A 12,019-nucleotide genomic window follows, 5' to 3' on the forward strand; every position below is an offset into this window, starting at 1 on the left:
AAGTAAAAAGTATGTCTCATCAAGGGCTCATGAAACATGAGTTTGATGGTTACAAGTAAAAAGTATGTCTCATAAAGGGCTCATGCGACATGAGTTTGCAGGTTACTAGCGATAAGTTTGTCTCATGAAGGGCTCATGAGACATGAGTTTGATGGTTACAAGTGATAAGTATGTCTCATGAAGGGCTCATGCGACATGAGTTTGCAGGTTACTAGCAATAAGTTTGTCTCATAAAAGGCTCATGAGACAAACTCGAAGATCTTCGTGTTTGTCTACAGGAAAAGGGACATTACATAACGTAATGTCCCTTCCTAACCTCAATAAAATTTCGGAGCATTTGCTAATATTCGGATTCGATAGGCATTTTTCGCTACTTCACCTAAGTGCTCCATTAAATTGTAGTTTGCGTATGCACCAACGATGGCGCCAATTCCTGGAACGAGCTGAAGCATTTTTACAAAATCAATATAATCACGATATTCCTGCTGGAACTCTTGCCAATCCATATCGATGATCTCTTTCTTCCGCTCCTCCCAATTTTCAATAACCTGAAGCGTTTCTTTCCTCTTCTCCTCACTGGAAAAAGCGAGTTGAAATATATGAAGGATAAATAGTCTTTCCTCATATTCTTTCGTATCAAAACCATAGACGGCCGCCGCTTCAAAAAGAAATTTCATTTTGATCGATAATAATAATGGAAAATCAGCTAAACCGAGAAGAATGCCGCCTGCTCCTGTTCCCGCACCTTCAACCGTCGCTGTTTTTTGATAAACGGCAATTTTTTCGGTGAGCTTTTTTTCTCGCTCCTCCAATGATGAATTTCTTGTCATCTCCATTTTCGTTGTAAAGCTGGAACCTGCTACTGTCATTTTCACCATATTTTTAATGCTATCCGTGATGACAGTATGGACTTTTTCTGGGATTTTTTCATTTATTTTTTCCTGAGCTTTTTTCGATACGCGTTTAATTAAGTTGGAGCGTTTCAAAAGCTTTCTTTTCCATTCTTGCACTTCCTCATAAGCTTTTTGCTCGTAATGATTCATATAGGATACATCCTTTAACAACGTGATAATATAGCATACGACTATACACCCAATTAGTTTCAAGTAATATCCACGATCCTATTCTCTATACAATCGTTTTTCTTCTATAGAAGTTTACAAAGACATAGCTGAAGACCAGTCCTGCGCCAATTGATATAAGACCAACAAGCCAGTCTTCCTTTAAAAACAATGGGAATGATAACAATAATGTTTGAACCATCAACACCTTTGTCAAAAACCCTTTGAATGAGCTACTCTTCAATGATTCCGCTACAGGATATAATTGAATCCAAATTTTATTTTGATGATGATTCCATAAAGGGAATAATTGAAAGCCTGTTAAGAACAGGAATAAAAGAACAAACAATATTTGTCCATTTCCAAAGGTAATAAAATAAAGAGCGAGCATGCCAATAATCGTTAAACGTATAAAAATCCCTAAATAATCTCCACCTCGTATAAACGTATGGACGTATAAATGTGTATAAACGCTCTCATGCTGATACTTCAAAATGCCAGAAAGCCAATCCAACCACTTTCGCCTTTTTACCTGGTCTCTTAGCTTCGGAACATCTGTGAACATATTCGCCAATCGATAAAAGGACATCATCCTTTTCTCTTCTTGTTCTATTAAAAAATCCCATTTGAGCCCCATCTGTTTTGTTTGCGAAAAATAAAAAGCGTATAGCAGAGCGTAAATGACAATAATCGGAATAAAAAACCAAATCGTCGCTTGCGAGAAGAGTAAATAAAGAAATGCTCCATTGACAAAATAACGAACAACAGAGTCAATGCGATGGACAATCACATCCACATATAATTGCACTCTCCAACGAATGATGATATTCAAACCTTTTAGCAGACTCATGAGCATTAGAAATAAGAAGAAACCACTATAACTCCCTTCATTTACATGAGCATACATTGGCATGAAAACGCCTAACCCAATGAATAACAAATATAGTTGAACAAAGAAGCTTACAATCATAGAACGCTGAAAATATGACTTAAGTCTTTCCTCAAGAGGAATGAGAAAAATCCGGTCAGCTTCTAATAAAAAAGTAAAAATAGGGCTGAAAGTAATCACTAAAGCTAAAATAATCGCCATTATGAGCGCTACTGGAAAATCTGTGCTTAATCTACTTATCCATTCCTGATAATAGTACGCAGCTGTTCCAATTAAAAACACCAAAATAATCACAATATGTCCGTTAAAAATGTAACGAAAATACTTCCCTAACTCCTTAACTGTATTCCCAAATCTCTGTTTCCAAAGAATCTTTTCCTCAAACATAGTCTTCTTCCTTTGTTAACTGGATGTATAAGTCATCCAGTGTAGCATTTGGCATCGAAAATTGCTCTCTTAACTCCTCTAACGTTCCTTTTGCTCTTACCTGTCCTTCATGTAAAATGACAAAGCGATCACAGTAGCGCTCTGCGGTTGCTAAAATATGAGTGGACATTAAGATCCCTGCTCCCTCATCCTTCATTTTTTTCATTAGGTCAAGGAGTGACTGAATCCCTAGCGGATCCAATCCAACAAATGGTTCATCGACTATGTAAAGGCTCGGTTGCACCAAAAAGGCACACATAATCATCACCTTTTGTTTCATCCCTTTGGAAAAATGGGCGGGGAACCATTTTAAACGCTTATTCATACGGAATTCCTTTAATAAATCGTCTTTTCGCTGTTCGAAAATATTTTTATCCAACCCATAAGCCATCGCCGTCATTGATAAATGCTCTTCTAATGTTAATTCATCATACAAAATCGGGGTTTCAGGAACAAAGGTAAACTCTCTTCGGTAAACTTCTTTATTTTCCTGAATTGACTTTCCATTGATCTCGATATTTCCTTTTTGTGGTTCCATCAATCCAATAATATGCTTAATCGTCGTACTTTTTCCTGCACCATTTAAACCAATCAATCCAACTATTTCATTGCGACTGACTTCAAATGAAACATTTTTTAAAACAGGGTTCCGCGTATAGCCCCCTGTTACATCATTAATCTGTAACAATGTCATCATCAACAACTCCCAAACGTAGTTAGCCTCATTTTACCAAATTATTTTACTAAAAAATAGAAATAGCTCTATGCATATTTCACACTCTAAAGGACATGATAATATTCGAAGGGGAAACAAAGAGATGATATTAAAAACATCATCATAAATTTGAAGTGGGGTGTCTGTCGCAGGCATATAACACTCAAAAGACGTTTCCTATGTTCAATATAAGGGGATGGTTGTATTGGACTATCAAGTTCATGTAACCAAATGATCTAACGTTACACACATTTATAAAAATGGGGTGTTGACGAAAGACTATCTACCTGCTTTATACGTTGATGAAACATATAAAGAAATAAGGGGATGGTACGCTTGAACTATAGATCGATTTCTCACTAGATAACAATCATATAAATGAGGTGTTTATCAAAGAGAATGACCCGAAAAGAGAACAAGGAATAGTTTTCCCCTTCACACGGCGGGCGGGATTCCATGCGGATCCTGTCCGTTCTTTTTTTTATTTTGTATGACTCTTGTGGTAAAATATACTAAATAAATATGAAAGGAGCTTTGTCATGAGCGATTGTATATTTTGTAAAATTATCGATGGCGACATTCCAGCTGCAAAAGTATTTGAAAATGAAAACGTCTTAGCATTTCTTGATATTAGCCAAGTGACAAAAGGACATACCCTCGTCATTCCGAAAGTACATAAAGAAAATCTGTATGAACTGACACCAGAAATTGCCGCAAATTTATTTGAAGTAGTCCCGAAAATCGCTAATGCCTTAAAAGCTACATTCGAACCTATTGGATTAAATCTTCTTAACAACAATGGTGAAAAGGCTGGACAATCGGTGTTCCATTATCACATCCATCTCATTCCACGTTATGGTGAAGGCGATGGCTTTGGAGCGGTTTGGAAATCACATCAAAGCGAATATAAGCCAGAAGATTATCAGCAAATGGCAAGTGCTATCCAAAAAAATCTATAAAAATAAGGCTTCTCAGTTTCTATCTGAGAGGTCTTTTTTTATCGCAATGATTGAGCTTTTTTCATAAATGTCCTGCGATAGGAGTTTTTTTGATTATTAAGAAAATATTCATTTACACCCTCTTTTATATTCTGTAGAATTTATCACATAAAACTTTCCTTCTTTAAAGCAATGTTGTGAAAATACTATGTTAGTGGAGGTTTCTAAAAATGACGCGAGCACTGAATTTCAATGCAGGACCTGCCGCTTTGCCTGAAGCGGTTCTCCAAGAAGCACAGAAGCACTTATTAAATTTCAATGGTACAGGAATGTCCGTCATGGAGTTAAGTCATCGTAGCAAGGACTATGATGAGGTACATAACGGTGCCAGAAATCAACTGAGAAAATTGCTAACGATCCCAGACGATTATGAGATTCTTTTCCTTCAAGGCGGGGCAAGCCTACAATTTTCTATGATCCCGATGAACCTATTAACGGAAGGAAAAGTTGCTCATTATGTTTTAACTGGTTCTTGGTCTGAAAAAGCTCTCAAAGAAGCAAAAAAGCATGGAACTACTTCCATTCTAGCTTCTACAAAGGATGAAAATTATCGCTCCATTCCTTCTTTAAGAGTTGAACCGTTTAATAAGAATGATGCTTATATTCATATTACAAGCAATAATACGATTTATGGTACAGAGTGGAAATCCTATCCTGATGTATCCGTTCCACTAATTGCTGATATGTCCAGTGACATTCTTAGTAAGAAGTTAAACGTGGAGCAGTTTGGACTCATCTATGCAGGTGCTCAAAAAAATCTAGGTCCTTCTGGCGTAACAGTCGTCATCATGAAAAAGGATTTAATTCAGACACCTGCCGAAAATTTACCCACTATGCTTAGCTATGAAACCTATAGCAAAAACAATTCTCTTTATAACACCCCTCCTACTCTTGCGATCTACTTGCTTAAGCTTGTTCTCGATTGGGTCGAACGAGAAGGTGGCGTAGAAGCAATGGAAAACAGGAATAACGAAAAAGGGAAAATTCTCTATAATGTTATAGATGAAAGCAATGGTTTCTATTCCGGTCATGCAACACATGATAGTCGTTCCAATATGAATGTCACGTTTACATTGCCATCTGAGGAAAAGACGAAGGAATTTTTAAGCTTGGCGAAAGAAAAAGGATTTGTCGGCTTAAATGGTCATCGTTCTGTTGGCGGATGCAGGGCTTCCATCTATAACGCTGTTCCTGTTGACCATGTCGTTCAATTGGCTGAGTTTATGAAATCGTTTCAAAGACGTCTTTAGCTTATAGACGAAAAAAATGTTTATGATATAATAGGAGAAAGCTTTTCGCTACAGGCAATGAGTGCACTGTAGGAGAGGCAAAGTTAGATTAGTAGAGATGAGGAGAGATGAGAAATGAAAACGAAGAATCTTGTTGCACTAGCCCTTTTAGTTGGGATGGGCGCTGTATTGCATGCGGTGATGCCCGGTATCGTCTTTGGAATGAAGCCAGATATGATGCTAGCGATGATGTTTTTAGGAATTGTTCTATTCCCTGATAGAAAGAGTGTTTTACTATTAAGTATTGTCACTGGTGTCATCTCCGGATTGACAACAACTTTTCCAGGAGGACTTATTCCAAACATTATTGATAAACCGATTACAGCCTTTTTATTCTTTGGACTATTTTTAGCTCTTAAGAAACACCGTTCTAACATTGTCAGTGTTGCCGCTTTAACAGCATTAGGTACAATTATTTCGGGCATTGTCTTTTTAGGATCAGCCTTTTTAATTGTAGGTTTACCAGGGCCTTTTGCAGCACTTTTTGCTGGAGTTGTATTACCAGCAACAGTTGCCAATACAATCGCCATGGTTGTGCTTTACCCGGTAGCCATAACTGTTGTTAAAAGAACAAAGCTTTCAACTGGGCAAACAGTCAGCAACTAAAAATTTGGAACCCATTCTCTGGGTTCCTTTTCTTTTGCTTCTTTATTTTAAGGCTGCTACAAACATTCCTAACACTAAACAGATGACTCCTGCTATTCCTAAGGCGAGGGCTCGTCTCTTTAAAACTTTCTTTGGTGGATAAAAACCTGGCTTTTTAATTGACAATGTATTATAAATGGCCCCAAAGACTAAGACCATGCTTAAAGTGAATAACCCAAAGATAACACCATCCAACCATCCTCACTCCTTTACCTCCAACTAATAAATCTTCATGACACCTTGCTTATCTTTTCTTACATTCCCTTAAAAAAGGTATAATACATATATATGCGATAATTCAGGAAGCTATGAAGCCAATAGTCGGAGAAAAAAAGTTATTAGAAGAGGTGACTGTAATTGAATAAAAAATCATTACTGATGGGGTTTTTAATTGGAGGTATTTCCGCTGGAGTTGCGACTTTACTTTCCGCCCCTTCTTCAGGCAAAGAAACACGAACATACATGAAAGAAAATACACAAATATGGAAAGAACAGATACTCGAATTAACATCGGATCTAGATAGACTCAAAAGTTCCTTCACCGTACTTACGAAAGAAGGAAAGGATGGCATTAGCTCCTTTATAAAAGATGTTAAAATACTCGTCGAGACGTGGAAGATTGACATGAAGCCTCATGAAGAACAACTGAAAAAAGAGCTACAGACGCTACAAAATTCCATTCAGGAATTAGAGTCAACAATGAAATAATTAAATTCATGACAAAATCCTTCTTTTACCAGTATTTTTTTTTACTAAAAAGAAGGATTTTTATATGTTAAAGCAGAAAAGTAATATATTATAAAAATGTTCATTTTACGGTGAAACATTTTCTGCTTCCATTCGTATTTTATATAAATACAAAATTTGAAATACCATCCAAGAGTTTACTAAAATCTTCTAATTAATATTTCCATTAAAACCAAATATTAACTTTGTTTAACTTTTTGTAAAAAAATTTCTAAAAATTTAGTATATTTTTTCTTTATTTCTTATTGTTTTCTTGGCATAATGAAATAAAGAATATTAAAGCGGGTGAATGTTGGGGATGACAGAGAAAAATTATACAATGAAAGAAGCGATGATTTTTAGCCAAAGAATAGCACAATTAAGTAAAGCGTTATGGAAGTCGATCGAGAAAGATTGGCAGCAATGGATTAAACCAGCAGATTTAAATATCAATGAGCATCACATTCTATGGATTGCTTATCACTTAAACGGTTCATCCATTTCAGATGTCGCCAAATTTGGAGTGATGCACGTATCAACAGCCTTCAATTTTTCGAAAAAATTAGAAGAAAGAGGCTTGCTTGAGTTTTCTAAAAAGGAAAGCGACAAACGAAATACGTATATCAAATTAACAGAAAAAGGCGAGGAACTTTTGCTAAGCTTAATGGAAACCTATGATCCAGATAAAAATTCTGTTTTTACAGGTGCTATGCCTCTGAAGAATTTATATGGGAAGTTTCCAGAAATCGTAGAAATGATGGCCATTGTCCGCAATGTATACGGCGATGATTTTATGGAAATTTTTGAAAGGTCCTTTGAAAATATCGAGAATGAATTCGATGATGAAGATGGGACCTTAACAAAAAAAGATCCTTCCAAAGAATTAGTGTAATCTCTTTTAAAGGATCATTTCACAAATTTTTTCAATTCTAACATTAAAGGTAAATATAATTTTTGGCGGAGACATGCTTCAATGACTTCCTTTGCATCGAGGTTTGGATGCAAGGAATCCTTTAAGTTTCTATAGAGTGATTCAAAATAAACAAAACCCTCCGCTTGTTGCTCTTCAAGTGCAATGGTTAGCTCCTCACACATTGCCAAAAAGCGTTCGACGTCCTTTCTACTTAAAGACTTTTCGACAATTAATTTATAGAACTGATCATCGCTTTTGGATATCATCATCAACAATATTGATTGATGATATTCAAGGCGATTGATTTTTTCTAAGAGTGTATCAAGGTCCATAAAAAAAACCTCTTTCGAGTATTTTATCGATATTTGGACAAAATTTGATCGTATGTCCGCTCTTATTTTACACATATCATAACTAAAAATGAAATAAGAAACCTATTGATTTTTTTATTCTTTGATCGTAAAGTATCAGAAGTGAGATCATGATTCACATTTCACATCGACGAATTATTCTACTAGCTCCTTTTGGGGGATGATACTTTTGAATTGCTGGAAAACAATAAACTACACAAAACAATACGGTCCTCAAAGACTATTTATCATATCCTTGATGACGATGTTACTTGCATTTATTATATTATATATGACAATGTCCCATTTACTAGTGCCGACTACTCTATATGATAATCATATTGCCGTATTAGTATTCGGCTTGCTCTTAACATATCCACTCCATAAATTTTTGCATTTTTTACCAATCGCTCATCTTGGGCCAAAAATCAAAAAGAAAATTGAGTGGAAATATGGAATTTATCCAATTATCGAAATTAGAGTTCATGAGCCCATTGCCAAATCCTTATTCCTTATTGCCTTGCTCATGCCTTTATTCGTCATTACAACTTTCTTAAGCCTATCACTCTTTTTATTTGAACATTATGTTCACTATATTACGATTTTAATGGCTTACCAGATTGGATTATCTGTTCCAGACTTGCTTCATGCAAGTAATATTGTAAGAGCTCCGAGGAATGCGTTTATTGAAGAAAATGAAGATGGCTTTGAAATTTTAATTACAAAGCATCAATAATGCTTTACTGATGATTATGCCTAAAGGAGGGATTTTGTGATCATCTCCATTTTTATTATTTTTGCTATATTTATATTGTTTAACATTAATAAACTAACAAATTCCCTTTGCTTGCAAAAAGAAATCCCTGAAGAAAAGCACGCAAAGATATTTAGAACCATTAATGTATTAATTACCATCCTTTTAGTATCTTCATATATCGAAATTTTATTCACTTAAAATCGACTTAGGTAAGAACAAAGCTCCTACAAAATGTAGGAAGCTTTCGGTTTGTCTCATTCGATCCAACCATCTCTCACCCTTAAGCGGAGTTTTTCCTGTTATCTCCTCAATGGAGTCCGTTTTAGGGGAAATAACGGAAAATTTTCCGCTTATGGAGATCAAAATCGTTTATTTTGGCATTTTTTGAGGGAATAACAGGAATATTTCCTGTTATATCGGCTCTTTTTCATGATGGTTGCTCATTAAGCGGAATTTTTCCTGTTATTTGTCATACCGATACTTCTACCGTTTATACGAGCACTTATCCACAACTCGAGGCACTATGAAGAAAAAGAAGAACATGGCGTGTGCCTTGTTCTTCTTTTAATATTTATATTATTGGAATTGTCAATTTGCTCTAGCGGCTAAACAAGCTACCGCCACTTTTCTTATAGCCATGCTGCTCCAACAATGACTAATAGAATGAACAACACAACGATTAAAGCGAAACCACCACCGTATCCTGCTGCACCCATTATAACACCTCCTTCCAAGATAAGAATTGTCTAAATAATCCCCCTACCGTACTGGCAAGTAATCTGTTTTTAAGTGGTACATAGACCATTGAATTGTTTGGATTCCCTCTCATCTTGTAGAAGAGAACTTAACTGCTTACACTTTATCCTATGTATTAGTCCTTATTTTGGAATAGGTATACTGCCTATTTTTGAGGATAACCTATTTAAAAATTGGCTATGGTTTTGCTTTTGTTCTTTTTCCAAATTATGATATAGTATACTTTGTGGTAACCAGTGATACATTTTCAAATAGGTTTTTTTATTATGATGGCAAACGAATAAAAAACAAGGGAATGGTTTTCATCTATCCAATGAAATGTAGTCACATCAAGAAATTTAATTTATAGGAGTTGTTTTAATGAAGAAGTGGGTCCTTTCCCTATTTTTACTTGTAGGTATCATTACTTTAGCTGCATGTAACAACGGGGGTAATTCTGAAACAGTCGCAGAAACAAAAGCAGGCAACGTCACAAAGGACGAGCTTTATGAAGCAATGAAGAAGTCCTATGGACAAAATGTCCTTCAACAATTAGTGTATGAAAAAATCTTATCTGACAAATATGAAGTAACTGACGAAGAACTTGACGCAAAATTAAACGAAGTGAAAGATCAATTAGGTGCCAACTTTGAAATGGCGCTCATGCAATACAATATGACTGAAGAAAGCTTCAAAGACAGCTTAAAGTTAGATCTTCTTGTCGAAAAGGCCGCAACTGCTGACATGGAAGTTACGGAAGAAGAAATTCAAGAGTATTATGATAACTATAAGCCACAAATTAAAGCACGCCATATTCTTGTAGAAGATGAAGCTACAGCTAAAGAAGTAAAAACGAAGCTTGATGAGGGTGGAGATTTTGCTGAATTAGCAAAAGAATATTCTACAGATGGCTCTGCTGAAGCAGGTGGAGATCTTGGATGGTTCGGTCCTGGAATGATGGTTGAACCATTTGAAGAAGCTGCATATGCACTTGATGTTAATGAAATTAGTGAACCTGTTCAATCTGAACATGGTTTCCATATCATCGAAGTAACGGAAAAAGAAGAAAAGAAATCTCTAGAAGACATGAAATCTGAAATTGAATACGAAGTGAAAGTGTCAAAAATCGATAACACGATGATGCAAGAGGCACTTCAAAAAGAATTAAAAGAAGCAAACGTAAAGATCAGTGATAAGGAATTAAGCGGCTTTATGCAGACAGAAACTCCTGCAGATGCTGGGACTGATGCTGGAACTGACACTGAGACAGAAACTGAATCTGAAAAATAATATCTCTTAACAAAAAAGCAGTCTGAACACATGTGTTCAAACTGCTTTTTTAACCTTCTAGATGACCAGCATTTTAACCAAAGGAACGACTTCCGCTCTTTTCTTCCTTTTCCTTTTCCAAGCGTTCCATATAGACTTCGCCTTCTTTTTCGATTAGTTCATTTTCTTTTTCTCTTTCTTCTTTGCCTGTTTTAACGGCCATAAAGGCACTGATCATAATTCCTCCAACAATCAATAAAATCCAAATAGGCACATCCATTTTTTTCTTTCCTCCATTACCGTAAATAGATTTGTACAAGCCTCTTTGATTTCATTGTATGCATGAGTCGTAAAAATATGATGATGCTTAGCGCAATTAAAATAAAAACGGCAGACATTTTCGATCTTTACCCGAGTTTGTCTACCGTTTTTATATTCATTCTTAAAAGGGCATTGCTTAATTGTGAAAGTTAGGTTTATAAAAGGCACGGTTGTCTAGTGCAAATACTCTGTCCGTATATTCTCCTGGTTTGACCCGTTCGAGCGCTCGGTCAAGCATATTCATTTTGGCATCAATATTGTCAATATAATGGAGAATTTCTGCTTCTTTAATGAGTGGTGGCTTTGGACTTCCCCACTCCGCTTTTCCATGATGGGATAATACTAAATGTTGAAGGACAACGACTTCTTCTCCAGAGATTCCAAGCTCATCTGCCGCCTGTACAATTTCAGATACCATAATATTAATGTGGCCAAGTAAGTTTCCTTCCACTGTGTAAGTGGTTGAAATCGGACCTGATAGCTCTGTTACCTTCCCTAAATCATGGAGCAATACGCCCGCATATAGCAAATCTTTATCAAGGCTTGGGTACAGATTTGCAATCGCCTTCGCTAGGTCTAGCATGCTGACAACATGATAAGCTAATCCTGAAACAAACTCATGGTGATTTTTGGTCGCAGCTGGATACTCTAAGAAATCATCCTGATATTTTTTTAGTAAATGTCTTGTGATTCTTTGTATATTCGGATTCTTCATTTCGAAGATATATTGTGTAATTTTGCTTAACATTTCTTCCTTGCTTACTGGAGCTGTCAATAGAAAGTCTGAAAGATTAACTCCATCTGTCGAAGTGGAAGGACGAATTTGTCGAAGTCTTAACTGGTTTCTTCCACGATAATTTTGGATGTCACCTAACACCTTTACAATTTTCTCCGCACTATAGTTCTTTTCATCTGCCTCAGATGC

Annotated in this window: 16 protein-coding genes; 8 read left to right on the forward strand and 8 right to left on the reverse strand. The window is 36.0% G+C overall.

Features of this window, described 5'->3' with window-relative positions; genetic code table 11:
• Positions 1–317: 317 nt before the first annotated feature.
• From BMSHG_RS04995 to BMSHG_RS05005, 3 genes are all read right to left on the reverse strand, one after another.
• Entirely contained in the window at positions 318–1,043 is a 726-nt protein-coding gene (locus tag BMSHG_RS04995; protein WP_019153346.1) for an EcsC family protein, read from the reverse strand.
• Between the two features lie 85 nt (positions 1,044–1,128).
• Positions 1,129–2,337, reverse strand: coding sequence for an ABC transporter permease (locus tag BMSHG_RS05000; protein ID WP_019153347.1), 1,209 nt, complete (start codon positions 2,335–2,337; stop codon positions 1,129–1,131).
• Positions 2,330–3,070 carry an ABC transporter ATP-binding protein gene (locus BMSHG_RS05005; RefSeq protein WP_019153348.1) on the reverse strand — a complete coding sequence of 247 codons (741 nt, stop codon included), beginning with the start codon at positions 3,068–3,070 and terminating at the stop codon, positions 2,330–2,332. Before BMSHG_RS05005 ends, BMSHG_RS05000 begins: the two co-directional genes overlap by 8 nt.
• Positions 3,071–3,630: 560 nt before the next feature.
• Here BMSHG_RS05005 and BMSHG_RS05010 point away from each other — a divergent pair.
• From BMSHG_RS05010 to BMSHG_RS05020, 3 genes are all read left to right on the forward strand, one after another.
• Positions 3,631–4,050: an HIT family protein gene (locus tag BMSHG_RS05010; RefSeq protein ID WP_019153349.1), complete on the forward strand. Its 420-nt coding sequence runs from the start codon at positions 3,631–3,633 to the stop codon at positions 4,048–4,050.
• A 209-nt stretch (positions 4,051–4,259) separates the two neighbouring features.
• A complete protein-coding gene (serC, locus tag BMSHG_RS05015; protein WP_019153350.1) occupies positions 4,260–5,339 on the forward strand; it encodes a 3-phosphoserine/phosphohydroxythreonine transaminase in 1,080 nt (359 codons plus the stop codon).
• A gap of 114 nt (positions 5,340–5,453) precedes the next feature.
• A complete protein-coding gene (locus tag BMSHG_RS05020) occupies positions 5,454–5,984 on the forward strand; it encodes a tryptophan transporter (protein WP_019153351.1) in 531 nt (176 codons plus the stop codon).
• A gap of 42 nt (positions 5,985–6,026) precedes the next feature.
• On the opposite strand, the gene BMSHG_RS28590 is transcribed toward BMSHG_RS05020, so the two are convergent.
• On the reverse strand, positions 6,027–6,218 hold the full coding sequence (locus tag BMSHG_RS28590; protein ID WP_019153352.1) for a hypothetical protein: 192 nt from the start codon (positions 6,216–6,218) through the stop codon (positions 6,027–6,029).
• A gap of 162 nt (positions 6,219–6,380) precedes the next feature.
• On the opposite strand from BMSHG_RS28590, the gene BMSHG_RS05030 reads away from it, so the two are divergent.
• Both BMSHG_RS05030 and BMSHG_RS05035 read left to right on the forward strand, forming a co-directional pair.
• Positions 6,381–6,731, forward strand: a complete 351-nt coding sequence (locus BMSHG_RS05030) for a YtxH domain-containing protein (RefSeq protein WP_019153353.1) — start codon at positions 6,381–6,383, stop codon at positions 6,729–6,731.
• Between the two features lie 337 nt (positions 6,732–7,068).
• Positions 7,069–7,641, forward strand: coding sequence for an HTH-type transcriptional regulator Hpr (locus BMSHG_RS05035; protein WP_019153354.1), 573 nt, complete (start codon positions 7,069–7,071; stop codon positions 7,639–7,641).
• Between the two features lie 14 nt (positions 7,642–7,655).
• Here BMSHG_RS05035 and BMSHG_RS05040 read toward each other — a convergent pair whose 3' ends face one another.
• Positions 7,656–7,994 (reverse strand): DUF1878 family protein, encoded by a 339-nt coding sequence (locus tag BMSHG_RS05040; RefSeq protein ID WP_019153355.1) that lies wholly within the window; start codon positions 7,992–7,994, stop codon positions 7,656–7,658.
• 199 nt (positions 7,995–8,193) lie between these two features.
• Between BMSHG_RS05040 and BMSHG_RS05045 the strand changes: the two genes are divergently transcribed.
• Positions 8,194–8,748: a DUF3267 domain-containing protein gene (locus BMSHG_RS05045; protein ID WP_034658416.1), complete on the forward strand. Its 555-nt coding sequence runs from the start codon at positions 8,194–8,196 to the stop codon at positions 8,746–8,748.
• Between the two features lie 39 nt (positions 8,749–8,787).
• Positions 8,788–8,967 carry a hypothetical protein gene (locus BMSHG_RS28995; protein ID WP_026073333.1) on the forward strand — a complete coding sequence of 60 codons (180 nt, stop codon included), beginning with the start codon at positions 8,788–8,790 and terminating at the stop codon, positions 8,965–8,967.
• A 431-nt stretch (positions 8,968–9,398) separates the two neighbouring features.
• Here BMSHG_RS28995 and BMSHG_RS25725 read toward each other — a convergent pair whose 3' ends face one another.
• Positions 9,399–9,485 (reverse strand): YjcZ family sporulation protein, encoded by an 87-nt coding sequence (locus BMSHG_RS25725; RefSeq protein WP_019153358.1) that lies wholly within the window; start codon positions 9,483–9,485, stop codon positions 9,399–9,401.
• A 400-nt stretch (positions 9,486–9,885) separates the two neighbouring features.
• Between BMSHG_RS25725 and BMSHG_RS05060 the strand changes: the two genes are divergently transcribed.
• Positions 9,886–10,794, forward strand: a complete 909-nt coding sequence (locus tag BMSHG_RS05060) for a peptidylprolyl isomerase (RefSeq protein WP_019153359.1) — start codon at positions 9,886–9,888, stop codon at positions 10,792–10,794.
• Between the two features lie 73 nt (positions 10,795–10,867).
• Here BMSHG_RS05060 and BMSHG_RS05065 read toward each other — a convergent pair whose 3' ends face one another.
• Positions 10,868–11,053, reverse strand: coding sequence for a sporulation YhaL family protein (locus tag BMSHG_RS05065; protein ID WP_019153360.1), 186 nt, complete (start codon positions 11,051–11,053; stop codon positions 10,868–10,870).
• Between the two features lie 177 nt (positions 11,054–11,230).
• Positions 11,231–12,019: 3'-5' exoribonuclease YhaM (gene yhaM, locus BMSHG_RS25730; RefSeq protein ID WP_034658419.1), on the reverse strand; the 789-nt coding region annotated here is incomplete at its 5' end.

This window comes from Robertmurraya massiliosenegalensis JC6, from assembly GCF_000311725.1.
GTDB lineage: Bacteria > Bacillota > Bacilli > Bacillales > Cytobacillaceae > Robertmurraya > Robertmurraya massiliosenegalensis.

Bases quoted from the DNA above. Each gene is read 5' to 3' on its own strand.
- BMSHG_RS04995 (WP_019153346.1), bottom strand. From the start codon at position 1,043: ATGAATCATTACGAGCAAAAAGCTTATGAGGAAGTGCAAGAATGGAAA.
- BMSHG_RS05000 (WP_019153347.1), bottom strand. From the start codon at position 2,337: ATGTTTGAGGAAAAGATTCTTTGGAAACAGAGATTTGGGAATACAGTT.
- BMSHG_RS05005 (WP_019153348.1), bottom strand. From the start codon at position 3,070: ATGACATTGTTACAGATTAATGATGTAACAGGGGGCTATACGCGGAAC.
- BMSHG_RS05010 (WP_019153349.1), top strand. From the start codon at position 3,631: ATGAGCGATTGTATATTTTGTAAAATTATCGATGGCGACATTCCAGCT.
- serC (WP_019153350.1), top strand. From the start codon at position 4,260: ATGACGCGAGCACTGAATTTCAATGCAGGACCTGCCGCTTTGCCTGAA.
- BMSHG_RS05020 (WP_019153351.1), top strand. From the start codon at position 5,454: ATGAAAACGAAGAATCTTGTTGCACTAGCCCTTTTAGTTGGGATGGGC.
- BMSHG_RS05035 (WP_019153354.1), top strand. From the start codon at position 7,069: ATGACAGAGAAAAATTATACAATGAAAGAAGCGATGATTTTTAGCCAA.
- BMSHG_RS05040 (WP_019153355.1), bottom strand. From the start codon at position 7,994: ATGGACCTTGATACACTCTTAGAAAAAATCAATCGCCTTGAATATCAT.
- BMSHG_RS05045 (WP_034658416.1), top strand. From the start codon at position 8,194: ATGATACTTTTGAATTGCTGGAAAACAATAAACTACACAAAACAATAC.
- BMSHG_RS25725 (WP_019153358.1), bottom strand. From the start codon at position 9,485: ATGGGTGCAGCAGGATACGGTGGTGGTTTCGCTTTAATCGTTGTGTTG.
- BMSHG_RS05060 (WP_019153359.1), top strand. From the start codon at position 9,886: ATGAAGAAGTGGGTCCTTTCCCTATTTTTACTTGTAGGTATCATTACT.
- BMSHG_RS05065 (WP_019153360.1), bottom strand. From the start codon at position 11,053: ATGGATGTGCCTATTTGGATTTTATTGATTGTTGGAGGAATTATGATC.